The organism is Pseudonocardia alaniniphila, from assembly GCF_022524485.1.
GTDB lineage: Bacteria > Actinomycetota > Actinomycetes > Mycobacteriales > Pseudonocardiaceae > Pseudonocardia > Pseudonocardia alaniniphila.
In genome coordinates this window covers 185,541-202,473 of record NZ_JAKXMK010000016.1, presented here as the reverse complement: position 1 = coordinate 202,473, position 16,933 = coordinate 185,541, and the positions used below count along the sequence as shown (strand labels likewise).

Here is a 16,933-nt window from a genome sequence, read left to right as displayed (position 1 = left end):
TGCCATTCCCCTTGTCAGTGCCGTTCCCCGTCGCTGCCGTTCCCCGTCGCTGCCGATCTCAGTTCCACTCGCCTCCCCACGCGGCGCGCACCAATCGCCGCAACGCGCCGGCGTCGGCAGGCACGGGGTTGTCCTCCGGTACCACGGGCTCGGTGAACGCCGCGACCTCGTCGATCTGCTCCTCATTCAAACCCAGCTCACGCAGCCCGCGGGGCACGCCCATCTCGTCAGCCAGCTCCCGCAACCCACGAACCGGATCATCGACACCCAACGCCCGCGCGACCCGCGCCACCGCATCGGGAGCCCCGGGCGCGTTGAACGCCAAAACATGCGGCAACACCACGGCGTGAGTGCGCGCATGCGGCAGGTCATACGTGCCGCCCAGCACGTGACACAGCTTGTGATGCAACCCCGAACCAGCAGCGGCAAAAGCGCTCGCCGTCAACCACGCATCACGCAGCAGCGAAACAGGATCATCCTTCCGCAGACCAGCCACAATGGCAGCGATCCCGTCCTCGGCGACCGCCGTGCTCACCGGGTTGCGCCCGCTCGCCCAGAACGCCTCGACCCCGTGCGCCAGCGCATTGAAGCCACTCGCGACGGCCAACTCCCGCGGCAGCGACGCCGTCAACTCCGGGTCGTACACGACCACCCGAGGCAACACGACCGGATCCACGCCCGTGGTCTTGCGACCATCCACCGTCAGACCCCACACCGGCGTGACCTCCGAACCCGAATACGTCGTCGGCACGGCAACCACCGGAATCCGAGCCGTGAGCGCGACAGCCTTTGCAGCCCCGGTGGTCGACCCACCACCGATGCACAGCACGACGTCCGCATCGACCTCGGCCGCGGCGGCGCGGGCGGCCTCGGCCGTGGCCAGCGGCACGTGCTCGCGCACCGCGGTGAACACTGCGGCCACCCGCTCGGCGACAGGGGCGACGAGCTCCCGCACCCGGGCCGTGTCGCGATCCGAGGCCACGAGCAGCACCCGCCGGGCCCCCAACCGCTCGATCTCGGGCGCGAGCCGGGTGCGCGCCGCCCCGGAGCCGAACACGATTCGTGCAGGAAGTGCGTTGTAGGTGAATTCTCGCATTGTCGCTCCCCCACGGCACGAGTTGCTTTCACCATGCGTGATGGCCGGCCATCCGTCCAATACAGGTTCGGATGGCCGGCCATAGATGGGGCATAAATCTGCAGAAACTGCGGTGTGCGGGGTGGGAATCGTCCGGATCGGCGCGGGCTACGGCGTGGCGCGCCGGATCGCGAGCCAGCCTCCGCCACCGAGCACGAGCGCGATCACCAGCGGGTAGACCACCAGCAGGGAAAAGATCGACTGATCGGTGAAGAACGAGCCGACCGCAGGCCACCAGCGCTGCCAGGTGACGACGATCGCGGCACCGGCCAGCACCAACACCGTGCCGACGGTCAGCGCGTAGACGCCGGGCTGACCCCATCGCTTGAAGACCACGCCGATGAACACGCCGATCGCGGAGAGCGCAACGAACGGAACGGTGTACACGAGCCATTGCGCAAGCAGGTTGTCCTGAATCAGGAACGGGATGGCGAAGAACTTGAGGTTGGTCCCCCACCCACCGGTCGCCGTCTCGATGAGCCCCATGACCAGCAGAAGCAGACCGAAGAGCACCGACTGTGCCCCGACCACGAGTCCCGTGCCTGCATAGAAGGCGCGCCGGGTGACGCTGAGGCCGAGGGCGAAAGGAAAGACTTGCGTCATCGTCTGGAGGTGCGCCATGAGCATGACCATGTAGATCGACAGCACTGCCCCCGTGGTGCGGCCTTCCGGTGGTGTCACGTCCCCGATGGCCGCGAAGAGCCCCACGTTGAGCACCAACACCAAGAAGAGCAGCAGCGGCGGAAAGGCGAAGATCCAGAACCAGTTGACCGTCTGGATGCGTGCGACGTCGAACACCCGCTTCATCGGGCACCCCCTTCTCCGGTGCCGGCACCCACCGGCTGCCCGTTGCGCGGAACGTTCTGCTGCGTCGTGCGGACCACGAGCTGCTGCAGCGACACCGGCTCGAAGTCGAGGCCGCCCACGCTCGGACGGTCGGGAATGCCGGAGACCGTGGCGCGCAGGAAGCCGGCCACCTCCTCGCGGTGGAGCACGGTGCGCCCGGCGACGAACGACTCGACGGATGCTCGTGGCCCGGTGACGGTGACCGCGCGGGAACGCAGCGTCTCGGCGTCCTCGTCGATGAGAATCCGTCCCTTGTCGATCAGGACGACGTGCTCGATCAGATCGCTGACCTCGTCGATCAGGTGCGTGGACAGCACGACGGTGCGAGGGTGCTCGGCGTAGTCGGCGAGCAGCCGGTCGTAGAACATCTGCCGCGCCACGGCGTCGAGGCCGAGGTAGGGCTCGTCGAAGAACGTCAGCGGAGCCCGCGAGGCCAGCCCGATGATCACTCCGACGGCCGACAGCATCCCCCGCGAGAGCTTCTTGATCGTACGGTTGCCCGGCAGGGCGAAGTCGGCCATCAGCTCCGCGGCGAATGCGGCGTCCCAGTTCGGGAAGAGCAGCTCCGCGGCGCGAATGGCGTGCTTGACGCGGAAGGTGTCCGGATACTTCTGGCTCTCCTTGATGAAACACACACGGTTCAGCACCGCGGCGTTCTCGTAGGGATGCTGTCCGAAGACCTCCACCGTGCCGCTGGTCTCGAAAGCCTGGCCCGTGAGGATCTGCATCACCGTGGTCTTGCCGGCTCCGTTGCGCCCGAGCAGGCCGTGAATCTGATTCTCGGCCAGCTCGACACTCACCCCGTCCAGCGCGGTGACCTGGCCGTACCGCTTGGTGACGCCATTCATGCTGATGACGCTCATCGCTCGCCCTCGCTGCGCTCGGCCGGCCCATCAGGAGACGTCACCGTGCGCGGGCGCTGTGACACTGATTCGCTCGGAAGCTCGCTCATCCCTGGTCCCCCCAGACATCGATCATCTTCTTGATCTGCTCGGCGTCGATGCCGAGCTTGCGGGCCTCCACCAGCAGCGGGGCCAGGTATTGGCGCGCGAAGTCCTCGCGGCGGCGCTCCAGCAACTGCGTCCGGGCCCCGGTCGCGACGAACATTCCGATTCCTCGTCTCTTGTAGAGCAGCCCGTCCGCCACCAGCTGGTTGACGCCCTTCGCTGCCGTGGCCGGGTTGATCCGGTGGAAGGCCGCCAGATCGTTGGTCGAAGGCACCTGTGCTTCCTCGGCCAGTGATCCGTCGACGATCAGGCTCTCGATCTGCTCGGCGATCTGCGCGAACAGCGGCCGCCCGTCGTCCTTCACGCCGACCACCGACCTCGTCGGTCCGTCGGTTCATTACTCATGTAGCTAACCATGACGGTAACGGGACGCCTTGTCAATCGACAACATGGGAGATCAGCGGCGCGGCCGGACCGGCAGCCGCCGCAGGCCGTGACGGCTAGGAGCGTCCGTCCCGCCGCACACCGACCACCGAGCAGCCGGCGGCGAGCGCTGCGGCGAGCAGGGCGTCGCCATGGCGGGCGGGCACCCGCACGACGAGCCGGCCCGGCCCGGTGCGGAAGTCGTCCACCGGCGGGAGGCGGCGCAGGACGTCGGCCGTGCCGTCGGGACAGAGCAGCTCCACCACCGTGTGCCCGATCGCATGCGCGCCGCTCTCGCCCGTGGCAGGGCTCAGCACGCCGTCGGCGAGACGCAGCACCGTGGCCGCGGGCAGCGCGCCGGCACGTCCTGTGTGGTCGGCGAGGAGCATTCCGGCCCCGCGGGCGAGCTCGGCGCCGAGCCGGGCGTCGAGCGCGGCGGCCGCCGACGTGTCCAGGTTGGACCACGGTTCGTCGAGCACCAGAAGCTCTGCACGGCAGGTCAGGGCTTGGGTGAGGCCCACCTTCTGCGCATTGCCCGTCGAGAGCCGTGCGACCGGATCGTCCAGGTCACCGGTGAAGCGAAGGGCGTCGAGCAATGCGCCGGCGCCACGTGCGGCGTCCGCGGCGCGAACACCGTGCAGCGCCGCCATGTGGCGTAGGTACGCCCGGACGGGCATCCGCGGGGATGCCGGGAACGCGCCGGGCAGGAACCCGACGACCTTCGGCCGGCCCGAGACCGTTCCCGCCGTCGGGGCGGCGCACCCGGCGACGATCCGCAGGAGCGTGGACTTGCCGGTGCCGTTGCCGCCGACGACTGCCACGGGGCGCCCCGGCGTCAACTCGAGGTCGACGCCGGCGAGCACCTCGAGCCTGCCGCGGTAGCGCTTGCGGACACCGGCAAGACGGATCATGTGCGTTCAGATGTCCGCACGCCGCTCCACGAACGTCTGTGCCACCTTGGTGAGCTTCATGTTCAGCGACTGCGAGGCCGAGCGCAGCAGGTCGAACGCCTCGTCGGCGGAGATCTTGCGGCGCTCCATGAGGATGCCCTTGGCCTGGCCGATGATGTCGCGCGTGTTCAGGGCCTCACGCAGCTGCGCGGCCTCCAGGTCGGCGGCCGTGCACGCCATGGTGGCCGCGAGCGCCGTGGACGCGTGCGCCGCCAGCACGAGCGCGATCTCCCGGTCCTGCTCGTCGAGGCCACCGACCTCGTGCGAGTAGATGTTCAGCGCGCCCATCCGCGGAGCGTCGCCGCCGTGGGGGAACATGCCCACCGCGAGGATGCTGCCCACACCCATGCCGACGGCGGCGCGCCCGAACCGGGGAAACTCGGGGCAGTTGCCGAGGTCGGAGCAGTAGGTCATCCCGAGCCCGGCCATGCGGGTGGCCTCCACACACGGACCCTCGTCGAGGCGGTACTGCACCTCGTCGAGCTCGGTGGCCAGCGGATCGGTCTCGACGGGCGTGTGGAAGCCGCCCGGCGCCCGCAGCGTGACGCTGACGAGGTCGGCACCCTGCACCGCGGATCGAGCGGCCTCCACGACTCGCTGCAGCACACCGTGCACCGACGCCTCACCCACGAGCTTCGCGGCGAGATCCACGAACTCCCGCGCGAGCGGGCCCGCATCTGCGAGGGCCGCGGAGCCGTCCGAACCGCCGGCGGCGAACCGCTTCCGGTCCTCGGCCCACTCCTGCTCCGTCGTCACGTCCACCTCGATCATCCGGCCGACTACCGGCCCGAAACGGCAACCGGCGCGGAAGCTTGACCCAGAGCGCGGTGGCAGGGCAAGCCGGGGGGCAGAGTGGCCGACATTCGGACGCACCTGCGCCGCCGAACGGCCGAACATGCTGGTCAGGAAACGAGGGCGCGGGCGCGAATCCGACGCACCACGAGGATCACCAACCCGACGACGAGGAGGCCGAGCACCACGTAGCCGACCGGCCCGAGCCAGCCCTCCACGTGGTCCCAGTTCTCGCCGAGCACCCACCCGAGCCCGATGAACACCGCGTTCCACACCCCGCTGCCGATGGCCGTGAGCAGCACGAACCTGCCCAGCGGCATACCGGAGACGCCCGCGGGGATCGACACGATGCTGCGCACGAGTGGGACACACCGGGCGAGCAGCACCACCTTGCCCCCGTGTCGCTCGAACAGCTGGTGCCCCCGCTCGATGTCCTTCTGGCTCGCGAGCACGAACCAGCGACGGTCGGCCAAGCGGTGGAGACGGTCGTAACCGAGCCAGGCGCCGAGGCCGTAGAGCACCAGCGCCCCCAGCACCGAACCGGCGGTCGCCGCAGGCCACACGGTGAGGACGCTCAGCGCTCCGGTGCGCGCGCGGAACCCCGCCAGGGGAAGGATGACCTCGGACGGGATCGGTGGAATCAGGTTCTCGAGCAGGATGAGGAGCCCCACACCGACTGCTCCGAGACGGTCGACGATCCCGAACACCCAGTCGGCCACATGTCCATGATGCCCGATAGATCCCGCTTCAACCGCCCGTACGAGGTGCGTCCACCCGGCCGTGCCACACCGAGCGGATCTCGTCGAGAGCGCCATACTTCTGCGCGTGAACGTGCGGACAGTCGGTGTCGAGGAGGAGTTCCTGCTGGTCGACGCGGAGACCGGTCGGCCGCGAGCGGTCGGCAACGTGGCGCTCGCCGTCACCGACTCCGACGAGGACGAGCTGACCGGAGAGCTGCACCGCGAGCAGCTGGAGACCGGCACGAAGCCCTGCCACACCCTCGACCAGCTGGGGGCGGAGCTGCGCTCGGCACGGTCGACCGCTGCGAGCGCGGCAGGTGACGTCGGGGTGGCTCTCGCCGCGCTGGCCACATCCCCGCTCCCGGTGGAACCGACCGTCTCCCCGTCGCGCCGCTACGAGGAGATGGCCCGCCGCTTCGGACGTACGGCCTACGAGCAGCTCACCTGCGGGTGCCACGTCCATGTGGCGATCGAGTCCGCGGAGGAGGGCGTCGCCGTCCTGGACCGGATCCGGCCCTGGCTGGCCCCGCTCATCGCGGTGAGCGCGAACTCCCCGTTCTGGCTCGGCGAGGACTCCGGCTACGCCAGCTACCGCAGCCAGGTCTGGGGGCGGTGGCCGTCCGCGGGCCCGTACGGGCCGTTCGGCTCCGTCGCCGCCTACCGGCGGTTCGTCGACTCGGTGCTCGCCACCGGGACGGTGCTGGACGAGGGGATGCTCTACCTCGACGCCCGCCTGTCGCGGCAGCACCCGACGGTCGAGATACGCGTGGCCGACGTGTGCCGGGAACCCGACGACGCCGTGCTGGTCGCGGCGCTCACGCGCGCGCTCGTCCAGACCGCGATACAAGCCTGGCGAGCGGGCGAGGAGCCCGACCCGGTGCGCACCGAGGTGCTCCGGCTCGCCGCGTGGCGCGCCGGTCGCTCCGGGATGGAGGGCGACCTGCTCGATCCGGGAACCTGGCGCCCCGCTCCTGCCGAAGACGTGGTCGGACGGCTGATCGAGCACGTGCGACCGGCGCTGGAGGAAGCAGGCGACCACGACACGGTTCACGAGCTGCTGAAAGGCCTGCTGGAGCGCGGCACAGGCGCAAGCAGGCAACGCAAGGTATGGGAGCGCACCGGCGATCTCGCCGCCGTCGTATCGGATGCGACGAGCGGCACTCTGCCCCATTAGGTTCGGGCGAGAGTGCCGCTCGTTCGACGCGTCAGGCGGCGTCGGCCGTCCGCTTGCGGAGGCTCTCCGGCACCTGGAAGCGCTCGCCGTACTTGCGTGCGAACTCATCAGCCCGCGCGACGAATCCGGCCACGCCGCCCGGGTAGCCCTCGACGTACTGCGCGACCCCGCCCGTCCAGGCAGGGAAACCGATGCCGAAGATCGAGCCGATGTTGGCGTCGGGCACCGAGGTGAGCACGCCCTCGTCGAGACACTTCTGCGTCTCGATCGCCTCGACGAAGAGCATCCGCTCGGCGAGCTCGTGCAGGTCGACGTCGTGGTTCGTCGCCCCGAGCTCGGTACGCAGGCCCGGCCACAGCCGCACCCGCTTGCCCTCGGCGTACTCGTAGAAGCCCGCACCCGAGCTCTTGCCCTTGCGGTCGAAATCCCCGACCAGCCGGTCGATCACGGCCTCGGCCGGGTGCCCCTTCCACGTGCCGCCCGCCGCCTCGAACGCCGCGCGCGACTCGTTGCGGATCTTCTGCGGCAGCGTGAGCGTCAGCTCGTCCATCAGCTGCAGCACCGGGGCCGGGTAGCCGGCCTGCGCCGACGCCTGCTCGATCGTCTGCGGGTCGATGCCCTCGCCGAGCATCGCGACGCCCTCGTTGAGGAAGGTGCCGATCACGCGGCTGGTGAAGAAGCCGCGGCTGTCGTTGACGACGATCGGGGTCTTCTTCAGCCCGATCGTCACGTCGAACGCCTTGGCGAGGGTGGCGTCGGACGTGCGCTCGCCGCGGATGATCTCGACGAGCGGCATCTTGTCCACCGGGGAGAAGAAGTGCAGCCCGATGAAGTCACCCGGGCGGTCGACACCAGCGGCGAGCTCGGTGATCGGCAGCGTCGAGGTGTTGGAGCACAGCAGCGCGTCGGGCTCGATGTACTTGGCGGCCTCGCGGAAGACCTCCTGCTTGAGCTGCACCGACTCGAACACCGCCTCGATCACGATGTCGCAGCCCGCGAGGTCGTTGTAGTCACCGGTCGGGGTGATGCGCTGCAGCAGCGCCTCACCCTTCTCCAGGGTGGTCTTCCCGCGCTTGACGCCCTTGGCGACGAGGCCCTCGGAGTAGGTCTTGCCCTTCTCCGCCGCCTCCAGCGAGACGTCCTTGAGCACGACCTCCCAGCCCGAGAGCGCGCAGGAGTACGCGATGCCCGCGCCCATCATCCCGGCGCCGAGCACCGCGACCTTGCGCGGCTGCCACTTGTCGTAGCCCTCGGGACGGGACTTCCCGCCGTTGATGGCCTGCAGGTCGTAGAAGAACGCCTTGGTCATGTTCTTCGAGACCTGACCGGTGACCAGCTCGACGAAGTAGCGCGCCTCGATGCGGAAGGCGGTGTCGATGTCGACCTGGGTGCTCTCCACCGCCGCGGCGAGGATGTTGCGCGGGGCCGGCATCGGGGCGCCCTTGAGCTGCTTGCGCAGGTTGGCGGGGAACGCCGGGAGCATCGCGGCGAGCTTCGGCGTGGCCGGGGTGCCGCCGGGCACCTTGTACCCCGGCTTGTCCCACGGCTGTGCGGCGTCGGGGTTGGCGGCGATCCAGGCCCGCGCCTTGTCGAGCATCTCCTCGTGGCCGGCGGCGAGCTCGTCGACGATGCCGATCTCGACCGCGGCAGCGGGCTTGTGCCGCTGGCCCTGCGCCAGCACCTTCATGAAGCCGTCGGCGATGCCGAGCATCCGGGTGATCCGCACGACCCCGCCGCCACCGGGCAGCAGGCCGAGCGTCACCTCGGGCAGTCCGTAGACCACCTTGGGAGCGTCGAGCCCGATGCGGTGGTGGCAGGCCAGCCCGATCTCCAGACCGCCGCCGAGCGCGGTGCCGTTCATCGCGGCGACCACCGGACGGCCGAGGGTCTCCAGCCTGCGGAGCTGCTTCTTGACGGTCATGGAGTTCTCCATGACCGCCCCGGCGTCGGCCTCTGTGGCCTTGCTCATCGAGTCGAGGTCACCGCCTGCGAAGAACGTCTTCTTCGCCGACGTGATGATCACGCCGGTGATGTTCTCCTTGTCGGCGACGAGCGCGTCGACACACGCACCCATCGCGGCGACGTACCGCTCGTTCATCGTGTTGGCGCTGCGGCCGGGGTCGTCGAGGGTGACGACGACAATCCCGTCCTCGCCGCGCTCCCAGCGGACGGCCTGTGGCTCGGTCACGGTTGTAGGTTCCCTTCTGCGCTGATGTTCGCTCCGCAAGCTCCGCTCAGGAACGATGATGTTCGCTCCGCAAGCTCCGCTCAGGAGATGCGCTCGACGACAGTGGCGATACCCATGCCGCCGCCGACACACAGCGTGGCCAGGCCGTAGCGGAGATCCCGGCGCTCGAGCTCGTCGACCAGCGTGCCGAGGATCATCGCGCCGGTGGCACCCAGCGGGTGGCCCATGGCGATCGCGCCACCGTTGACGTTGACCTTGTCGTGCGGGAGGTCGAGATCGCGCATGAACCGCAGCGCCACGGCCGCGAACGCCTCGTTGATCTCGAACAGGTCGATGTCCTCGACGCTCAGGCCGGCCTTCGCCAGCGCCTTGCGGCTGGCCGGCGCCGGACCGGTGAGCATGATCGTGGGGTCGGCTCCGGACAGCGCGGTGGAGACGATGCGGGCACGCGGGGTGAGCCCTGCGGCCTTGCCGGCGGCCTCGGTGCCGATGAGGCACAGGGCGGCGCCGTCGACGATGCCCGAGGAGTTGCCGGCGTGGTGGACGTGGTCGATCTTCTCGACCCAGTGGTAGCGCTGCAGCGCCACGGCGTCGAACCCGCCGGCATCGCCGATCATCGCGAACGACGGCTGCAGGCCCGCGAGGCTCTCCAATGTGGAGCCTGCGCGGATGTGCTCGTCGCGGTCCAGCACCGTGACGCCGTTGCGGTCCTTCACCGGCACCACCGAGCGGGCGAAGTAGCCGTTGGCCCACGCCTTGGCCGCGCGGGTCTGCGACTCGACCGCGAAGGTGTCGACGTCCTCGCGGGAGAAGCCTTCGAGCGTGGCGATGAGGTCGGCGCCGATCCCCTGCGGCACGAAGCCCGTGTCGTAGCTGGTCTCGGGGTCCATCGCCCAGGCGCCGCCGTCGGAGCCCATGGGCACCCGCGACATGGCCTCCACGCCGCCGGCGAGGACCATCTCCTCCATCCCGGAGCGCACCTTCTGGGCCGCGACGTTGACGGCCTCGAGGCCCGAGGCGCAGAAGCGGTTGAGCTGCACCCCGGCCACGGTGTGCGGCAGCCCGGCCGTGATCGCCGCGGCCTTGGCGATGTCGCCGCCCTGGTCGCCGATCGGCGACACGACGCCGAGCACGACGTCGTCGATGGTGGACGGGTCCAGATCCGGGAACCGGTTCCTGAGCTCGTGGATCAGGCCGACGACCAGTGAGATGGGTTTGACCTCGTACAGGGAACCGGATGCCTTGCCGCGGCCGCGCGGCGTGCGGACGGCGTCATAGATGTACGCCTCGGGGATCTCGCTCATGCGAACCTCTCATCGACGGCCGAGCTCATTTCCACTTTTGTTACAGTAGCACTGTCACATAGGTCAAGCCGTGACGTAATGTGACGCCATGGTGGCCACCTTCGGTCCCGATCAGGGCGATCTCATGACCATCGACCAGCTGGCCGAGCGCTCGGGAATCACGGTGCGCAACATCCGGTTCTACGCCGGGCGCGGGCTGATCCCACCGCCGCAGCTGCGCGGGCGCACCGGGCTGTACGGGCCCGACCACCTGGCCCGGCTGGAGCTGGTGAGCGAGCTGTCCGCGCTGGGGTTCACGCTGTCGGCCATCGAGGGCCACCTGGAGCGCCTGCCGGCGCGGGCGGGCGCGGCCGAGCTCGCCCTGCAGCGCGCCCTGCTGGCTCCCTGGGTGCCCGAGGAGATCGAGGAGATCGACCGCGCCGAGCTGGACCGCCGCACCGGGCGCACCTTGTCCCACGACGAGCTCGCAACACTCGTGGAGCTCGGCGCCGTCACCCCGCTCGACGACGGCCGGGTGCGGCTGCACGGCACCACCGTGCTCGGCATCGGGGTCGCCGTGCTCGACTCCGGGCTGCCCACCGAGCACTGGCAGCACGTCCACCAGCTCATCGAGCAGCACACCACGGCACTGGCCGAGGACCTGATGAAGCTGTTCCAGGACGAGATACTGCAGCCCTACCGCGACCGCGGCCGTCCGGCGGAGGAACGCAGCCGGCTCGCTGCCGCTCTCTCACAGCTCAAACCCCTCACCATGCGCGGTGTCATGACCGCGTTCGGAAGGGCGGTCAACAAGACGATCCGCGAGCGCATCGGGTGATCCCTCGGGCCATGGACGATGATCGGGCCGCACACCACGCCATCGCTCATGACGACGAGAGGAAGGACGGACGATGAGCCGTAATCCGTACGACGAACTGCCCGAGGTCGGGTCGTTCACGGTGACGAGCAGCGACGTCACCGACGGCCAGGCGCTCGACAACGCCCAGCTCAGCGGGATCATGGGAGCCGGTGGCCAGGACGTCTCGCCACAGCTGGAGTGGAGTGGGTTCCCGGAGGGCACCCGCTCCTTCGCCGTCACGGTGTACGACCCCGACGCCCCCACCGCCTCCGGCTTCTGGCACTGGGCGGTGCTCGATATCCCCGCGTCGGTCACCTCGCTCCCGAGCGGCGCAGGCGACGACAACGGCTCCGGCTTGCCCGGCGGGGCCATCCAGCTGGCCAACGACGCAGGCGCCAAGCGCTTCATCGGCGCGGCCCCGCCGCCCGGACACGGCCCGCACCACTACTACGTCGCCGTGCACGCCGTGGACGTCGACAGCCTGGGCGTCCCGGAGGGCGCCACTCCCGCGTTCCTCGGCTTCAACCTGTTCAGCCACACGCTCGCCCGCGCCGTGATCGTCGGGACCCACGAGAACAAGGGCTGAGGTGGGCGAGCTCTTCAGCCACCCCGTCTCGGTCCGCTACCTGGAGGTCGACGCCCAGGGCGTGGTCTTCAACTCGTGGTACCTCGCGTACTTCGACGACGCGATGACCGCGTTCCTCAAGGCGCGGGGCCTCCCCTACAGCGCGATGGTGGAGGCCGGCTACGACGTGCAGCTCGTGCGCTCGGAGATCGACTGGCGCTCCGGCGTGCGCTGGCAGGACGAGATCGAGGTGGTCGTGGCCACCGCGCGCATCGGGCGCACCAGCTTCGCCCTGGACTTCGAGGTGCGCCGGGACGGCAGCGAGGTCACCTGCACGGGCCGCACCGTCTACGTCGTGATCGCCACGGACGGTTCGGGGAAGCGGGAGATCCCGGCGCTGATCGCCGACGCGCTGGGCGAGCCCGCGCCGCTGCGCGCCTGAGTCGCGTCAGGGCAGCTCGTAGTCGAACGTGTAGGTGTGCTCCCCTTCGGGAGTCTTGACGATCGAGAGCTCGCCGCGAAGGCCCCTGAGGTCGCCGGTGGCGGAGTCGGGCACCACGTCCACGCGAAAGTCTCCGCCGCCGGTACTCCCGGCCGCCGAGTGACGGAACACGAAGGTGCCCTTGCGCCCGTCGATCTCGCCGCGCACCCGCTCGATGCCGACGTACGCCGCCGAGCCCTCCTGCGCGAGCGCCTGCAGCAGCTCCGCGTCGCTCGTGCCGGCGATGCCGCCCTCGAACGTCTTCGAGTTGCTCACCCGCACCAGCTTCGCGCCATCGGCGTCGTCGATGACCTCCTCGTCCCAGCGCGTGAGGTCGAACCGTCCGCTCGTGCTCGTCATGCCGCGATCATGCCCACGGTGCTCGTGCCGGGATTGGACGAACGCGACAGCCGCACGGTCAGTGTCGGGCACGAGGTATCGCAGCATCCGAGCGACCCCTCACGCCCGGGCGGCTGGACTGCCTCGTGCCCGACAAGCTCTCCTCGGCTGTCCCAGGCTGAGAGCGCAGCTCGGACCGACCCGGAAAACACGGCCGATCCATACGCCACCGTATGGTCTGTCCGTACGCTAGCGTACGGAGGTGGCAGAGCGAAAGCGGCTGACCGCGGGTGACTGGACGGTGGCCGCACTCGACGCCCTATCCGAAGGCGGGCTCGCCGCCGTGGCCGTGGAGCCCATCGCCGTTCGGCTGGGCACCACGAAGGGCAGCTTCTACTGGCACTTCAGCAATCGGGACGCCCTGCTCGAGGCGGCGCTGCTGCGATGGGAGCGGGTCAACACCGAAGAGGTCATCTCGCTCATCGATGCCGAGCCCGACCCGCACAGCAGGCTCCGCAAGCTCCTGGACCTGACACTGTCGCACCCCGCTGAACAGCCCGTCGACCGGGCGATGCTCACCCTTCAGGCCAACGCGAGCCACCCGCTGGTGGCGCCCGTGTTCGCCCGGGTCACCCGGCGGCGGATCGACTACATCACCGGGCTGTTTGCTGCCGCCGGCTTTCCGCCCGACCCGGCCAGCAGGCGAGGCTTTCTCGCCTACACGGCCTTCCTCGGGCACGTGCACCTCGCCTCCACCAGCCCCGAGCTCGTTCCCCAAGGGGCCGACCGGCGCGACTACGTGGACTCGGTGGTCGCCACGCTCACCAGACCGTGACGATCCTCACTCACCCTCGCGTGACGGACTCCAGGTAGCGGGCCGTCCAGCCATCGGCGGCGCGACGGCTCCACAGCTCCGTCACCGCCGCGTCCTCGTCGGCGTACCGGGAGGTGCGCTCCAGGGCGTCACGGCGCAGCTGTGCCTTCGTCAGCGCGAACGTGTCCGGTGGCACCTCCGTGGCCATCGCCCTCGCCGTGGCGACGGCCTGCTGGAGCACCTCCTCCGGCGGCAGCACGCGGTCGACGAGCCCCATGGACAGCGCTTCGGCCGGTGGGTAGGTCAGGGCACCGATCGTCAGCCTGCGCGCCACCACGTCACCCACGGTGTGGCGCAGCACCTCGATCGCGATTCGCGGGAACGGCGGGCCCACCCGGGCCTCCGGCACCCCGATCCGTCCGCCGCCGTCGGCCATCAGCCGGACGTCCGCGCACGCGGCCAGCACGCAGCCCCCGGCGATCGCATGCCCGTTGAGCGCCGCGACCACGGGCTTCGACAGCTCGAACACCGCCCGGAACGACTCGCACAACGCCGGCAGGAACCGCTCGACGTACGGCGCGCCACCGGCCAGGAACCGCTTCAGGTCGACACCTGCCGAAAAGGCGCGGCCCGTTCCGGTGACGACGACGGCCCGGACGGGGCTGGCGGCGAGGGCGCGGAACCGCTCCGCAATGGCGTCACACAGCTCGACATCCATCGCCCCGACCGGACCGTGGTCGAGCCGCAGCACCGCGACGCGATCGTCACCGCTGCCGTCATCCTCCAGTTCGATCACGCCCGAAACCTACGCGCAGTCCCATCCCATGGCACGCTGCGCAGGAGACCGTCCAGAGCAGAGAGTCGAGGGAGAACATGTCGCAGAAGGTGCGCGGGGTCGTCGCTCGCAAGAAGGGCGAGCCGGTCTCGCTCGAGACGATCATCGTGCCGGATCCGGGCCCGGGTGAGGCCGTGGTGAAGGTGCAGGCTTGCGGCGTTTGCCACACCGACCTGCACTATCGCGAGGGCGGGATCAACGACGAGTTCCCGTTCCTCCTCGGCCACGAGGCAGCCGGGATCGTCGAGTCCGTGGGCGAGGGCGTCACCGACGTCGAGCCGGGGGACTTCGTGATCCTCAACTGGCGTGCCGTCGACGGCACCTGCCGCGCGTGCCGCCGCGGTGAGCCGTGGTACTGCTTCTCCACCCACAACGCCGCCCAGAAGATGACGCTGGAGTCGGGCGAGGAGCTCACCCCCGCTCTCGGTATCGGCGCGTTCATCGAGAAGACGCTGGTCCACGCCGGGCAGTGCACGAAGGTGAACCCGGCGGTCAAGCCGGAGGCGGCGGGCCTGCTGGGCTGTGGAGTGATGGCCGGCATCGGCGCGGCGATCAACACGGGCAAGGTCGGGCGCGGCGACTCGATCGCCGTCATCGGCTGCGGCGGCGTGGGCAACGCCGCGATCGCCGGCGCGAACCTCGCCGGGGCCACCACGATCATCGCGATCGACGTCGACGACCGGAAGCTGCAGTGGGCGAAGGAGTTCGGCGCCACCCACACCATCAACTCGCGGCAGCAGGATCCGGTCGAGGGCGTGCAGGCGCTGACCGACGGCAACGGCGCGAACGTCGTGGTCGACGCGGTCGGCCGGCCCGAGACGTTCAAGCAGGCGTTCTATGCCCGCGACCTGGCCGGCACCGTCGTGCTCGTCGGCGTACCGACGCCGGACATGACGATCGACCTGCCGCTGATCGACGTCTTCGGCCGCGGCGGCGCCACCAAGTCGTCCTGGTACGGCGACTGCCTGCCCAGCCGTGACTTCCCGCTGCTCGTCGACCTGCACCTGCAGGGACGGCTGCCGCTCGACAAGTTCGTCAGCGAGACGATCGGGCTCGAGGACGTCGAGGCCGCGTTCGAGAAGATGCACAAGGGCGAGGTGCTGCGATCGGTGGTAATGCTGTGACGCCCCCCGGCCCGATCGACCACGTCGTCACATCCGGGACGTTCTCGCTGGACGGCGGCACGTGGGAGGTGGACAACAACGTCTGGATCGTCGGCGACGAGAACGAGGTGCTCGTCATCGACGCTGCCCACGACGAGGAGAAGATCGCAGCGGCCGTCGGCGGGCGGCGCGTTGTGGCCGTCGTGTGCACCCACGCCCATGACGACCATGTGAACCGGGCGCCCGCACTGGCCGACCGGTTCGCCGCCCCGATCCTGCTCAACCCGGCCGAGGCGCCGCTCTGGGAGATGACCCACCCGAACCGGGCGCCCGATCGGGAGCTCGCCGACGGTGACGTGCTGACCGCGGGCGGGGTGGAGCTGCGGGTGCTGCAGACGCCGGGACACTCCCCCGGCTCGTCCTGCTTGTACGCGCCCGAGCTCGGCACCGTCTTCAGCGGCGACACCCTGTTCCAGGGCGGGCCGGGAGCGACCGGGCGGTCGTACTCCAACTTCGACACGATCATCACGTCGATCCGGGAGAAGCTGCTCGCACTGCCCGGCGACACGGTCGTGCGCACCGGCCACGGCGACCCCACCACGATCGGCGAAGAGGCTCCCCACCTGGAGGAGTGGATCGCGCGGGGTCACTAGCCCATCCCGACCGTCGTCGCAGCTCGTCGTACGACCTCGCAGCGTGTCGGCGCGCTGCGAGGTGACCACAGGCGCTGCGACGTAGGCAGAGTGCGATGTAGCACGCCGGTGCTACATTCGTTGCGTGGGTGACCCTGAGAGCATCGGCATCCGCGAGCTGCGCCAGCACGCCTCGCGGTACGTCGCCATGGCCAAGGCCGGGAAGCGGGTGCCGGTCACGGTACGGGGCGAGCTGGTGGCGTATCTCGTACCGGCCGAGGAGCCGACCTCGATCCTCGACCGGCTCGAGGCAGCCGGGCAGCTGCGGCGAGGCCGCGGGAACATCCTCGACCTACTCCCGCCGCCACCGGCGGAGCCGGGCGAACCCTCGCCGTCCGATGTGCTTCGGCAGATGCGCGACGAGGAACGGTATTGATCTACATCGACACGTCGGCGCTGCTCAAGCTCGTGCGCGACGAGGCGGAGTCGGGAGCGCTGCGGGACTACCTGGCGGCCGACGGCGCACCAGGCCTCGTCTCCAGTGCCCTCATCACCGTGGAAGCCCGGCGCGGCACCATGCGATCGAATCCGGCACGACTACCGCGGATCGACATCCTGCTCACCACTGTCACGCAGATCGAGATCTCCGCAGCCGTCATCGAATCAGCCGCTCGACTCCCGGGTCCGATGCTCCGCTCGCTCGACGCCATCCACCTCGCCACGGCGCTGCTCGTGCGGGAGGAGCTCTCTGTCCTGCTGAGCTATGACGAGCGACTCCTGGACGCCGCGGCGGCGCACGGGATCCCGGCGGCAGCCCCGGTCTGACC

The 16,933-nt window shown here is 69.8% G+C and carries 20 protein-coding genes; 9 read left to right on the top strand and 11 right to left on the bottom strand.

All coding sequences use genetic code 11. The features are described 5' to 3' along the window. Positions 1-58 precede the first annotated feature (58 nt). The 7 genes from MMF94_RS19900 to MMF94_RS19870 form a co-directional block, all read right to left on the bottom strand. On the bottom strand, positions 59-1,096 hold the full coding sequence (locus tag MMF94_RS19900) for a maleylacetate reductase (protein WP_241038590.1): 1,038 nt from the start codon (positions 1,094-1,096) through the stop codon (positions 59-61). Positions 1,097-1,243: 147 nt separating this feature from the next. Further along, positions 1,244-1,942, bottom strand: a complete 699-nt coding sequence (locus MMF94_RS19895; protein ID WP_241038588.1) for a hypothetical protein — start codon at positions 1,940-1,942, stop codon at positions 1,244-1,246. Then, positions 1,939-2,844 (bottom strand): ABC transporter ATP-binding protein, encoded by a 906-nt coding sequence (locus MMF94_RS19890; protein ID WP_241038587.1) that lies wholly within the window; start codon positions 2,842-2,844, stop codon positions 1,939-1,941. The genes MMF94_RS19895 and MMF94_RS19890 overlap by 4 nt, the downstream gene beginning before the upstream one ends. Positions 2,845-2,929: 85 nt before the next feature. Beyond that, the gene (locus MMF94_RS19885) at positions 2,930-3,301 is read right to left on the bottom strand and encodes a GntR family transcriptional regulator (RefSeq protein WP_241038586.1); all 372 of its coding nucleotides are present in this window, start codon (positions 3,299-3,301) and stop codon (positions 2,930-2,932) included. A gap of 127 nt (positions 3,302-3,428) precedes the next feature. Then, the gene (locus MMF94_RS19880; RefSeq protein ID WP_241038585.1) at positions 3,429-4,262 is read right to left on the bottom strand and encodes an ABC transporter ATP-binding protein; all 834 of its coding nucleotides are present in this window, start codon (positions 4,260-4,262) and stop codon (positions 3,429-3,431) included. A gap of 6 nt (positions 4,263-4,268) precedes the next feature. Further along, positions 4,269-5,057: a GAF and ANTAR domain-containing protein gene (locus MMF94_RS19875; protein WP_241038583.1), complete on the bottom strand. Its 789-nt coding sequence runs from the start codon at positions 5,055-5,057 to the stop codon at positions 4,269-4,271. 146 nt (positions 5,058-5,203) lie between these two features. Then, positions 5,204-5,812 carry a DedA family protein gene (locus MMF94_RS19870; protein WP_241038581.1) on the bottom strand — a complete coding sequence of 203 codons (609 nt, stop codon included), beginning with the start codon at positions 5,810-5,812 and terminating at the stop codon, positions 5,204-5,206. A 106-nt stretch (positions 5,813-5,918) separates the two neighbouring features. On the opposite strand from MMF94_RS19870, the gene MMF94_RS19865 reads away from it, so the two are divergent. Then, a complete protein-coding gene (locus MMF94_RS19865) occupies positions 5,919-7,007 on the top strand; it encodes a glutamate--cysteine ligase 2 (RefSeq protein ID WP_241038579.1) in 1,089 nt (362 codons plus the stop codon). Positions 7,008-7,038: 31 nt separating this feature from the next. On the opposite strand, the gene MMF94_RS19860 is transcribed toward MMF94_RS19865, so the two are convergent. Continuing rightward, a complete protein-coding gene (locus MMF94_RS19860; protein WP_241038577.1) occupies positions 7,039-9,195 on the bottom strand; it encodes a 3-hydroxyacyl-CoA dehydrogenase NAD-binding domain-containing protein in 2,157 nt (718 codons plus the stop codon). A gap of 80 nt (positions 9,196-9,275) precedes the next feature. Continuing rightward, positions 9,276-10,499, bottom strand: a complete 1,224-nt coding sequence (locus MMF94_RS19855; protein WP_241038575.1) for an acetyl-CoA C-acetyltransferase — start codon at positions 10,497-10,499, stop codon at positions 9,276-9,278. Positions 10,500-10,587: 88 nt separating this feature from the next. Between MMF94_RS19855 and MMF94_RS19850 the strand changes: the two genes are divergently transcribed. The 3 genes from MMF94_RS19850 to MMF94_RS19840 all read left to right on the top strand — a co-directional run bounded on the left by MMF94_RS19850 (position 10,588) and on the right by MMF94_RS19840 (position 12,344). Next, positions 10,588-11,316 carry a MerR family transcriptional regulator gene (locus tag MMF94_RS19850; protein ID WP_241038574.1) on the top strand — a complete coding sequence of 243 codons (729 nt, stop codon included), beginning with the start codon at positions 10,588-10,590 and terminating at the stop codon, positions 11,314-11,316. Positions 11,317-11,389: 73 nt separating this feature from the next. After that, positions 11,390-11,923: a YbhB/YbcL family Raf kinase inhibitor-like protein gene (locus MMF94_RS19845; protein WP_241038572.1), complete on the top strand. Its 534-nt coding sequence runs from the start codon at positions 11,390-11,392 to the stop codon at positions 11,921-11,923. 1 nt (position 11,924) lies between these two features. Beyond that, positions 11,925-12,344 carry an acyl-CoA thioesterase gene (locus tag MMF94_RS19840; RefSeq protein ID WP_241038571.1) on the top strand — a complete coding sequence of 140 codons (420 nt, stop codon included), beginning with the start codon at positions 11,925-11,927 and terminating at the stop codon, positions 12,342-12,344. Between the two features lie 6 nt (positions 12,345-12,350). Here the strand turns inward: MMF94_RS19840 and MMF94_RS19835 are convergent, their stop codons facing one another. After that, positions 12,351-12,743 (bottom strand): DUF3224 domain-containing protein, encoded by a 393-nt coding sequence (locus MMF94_RS19835; protein WP_241038569.1) that lies wholly within the window; start codon positions 12,741-12,743, stop codon positions 12,351-12,353. 241 nt (positions 12,744-12,984) lie between these two features. Here MMF94_RS19835 and MMF94_RS19830 point away from each other — a divergent pair, with 241 nt between their 5' ends. Continuing rightward, positions 12,985-13,557, top strand: a complete 573-nt coding sequence (locus MMF94_RS19830; protein WP_241038568.1) for a TetR/AcrR family transcriptional regulator — start codon at positions 12,985-12,987, stop codon at positions 13,555-13,557. A 10-nt stretch (positions 13,558-13,567) separates the two neighbouring features. Here MMF94_RS19830 and MMF94_RS19825 read toward each other — a convergent pair whose 3' ends face one another. After that, on the bottom strand, positions 13,568-14,332 hold the full coding sequence (locus MMF94_RS19825) for an enoyl-CoA hydratase/isomerase family protein (protein WP_241038566.1): 765 nt from the start codon (positions 14,330-14,332) through the stop codon (positions 13,568-13,570). A 77-nt stretch (positions 14,333-14,409) separates the two neighbouring features. Between MMF94_RS19825 and MMF94_RS19820 the strand changes: the two genes are divergently transcribed. The 4 genes from MMF94_RS19820 (at position 14,410) to MMF94_RS19805 (ending at position 16,931) form a co-directional block, all read left to right on the top strand. Further along, positions 14,410-15,495 carry an S-(hydroxymethyl)mycothiol dehydrogenase gene (locus MMF94_RS19820; protein ID WP_241038564.1) on the top strand — a complete coding sequence of 362 codons (1,086 nt, stop codon included), beginning with the start codon at positions 14,410-14,412 and terminating at the stop codon, positions 15,493-15,495. Then, entirely contained in the window at positions 15,492-16,127 is a 636-nt protein-coding gene (locus MMF94_RS19815) for an MBL fold metallo-hydrolase (protein WP_241038562.1), read from the top strand. Before MMF94_RS19820 ends, MMF94_RS19815 begins: the two co-directional genes overlap by 4 nt. A gap of 124 nt (positions 16,128-16,251) precedes the next feature. Continuing rightward, positions 16,252-16,542: a type II toxin-antitoxin system Phd/YefM family antitoxin gene (locus MMF94_RS19810; protein WP_241038559.1), complete on the top strand. Its 291-nt coding sequence runs from the start codon at positions 16,252-16,254 to the stop codon at positions 16,540-16,542. Then, positions 16,539-16,931 carry a type II toxin-antitoxin system VapC family toxin gene (locus MMF94_RS19805; protein ID WP_241038558.1) on the top strand — a complete coding sequence of 131 codons (393 nt, stop codon included), beginning with the start codon at positions 16,539-16,541 and terminating at the stop codon, positions 16,929-16,931. Before MMF94_RS19810 ends, MMF94_RS19805 begins: the two co-directional genes overlap by 4 nt. Positions 16,932-16,933 lie beyond the last annotated feature (2 nt).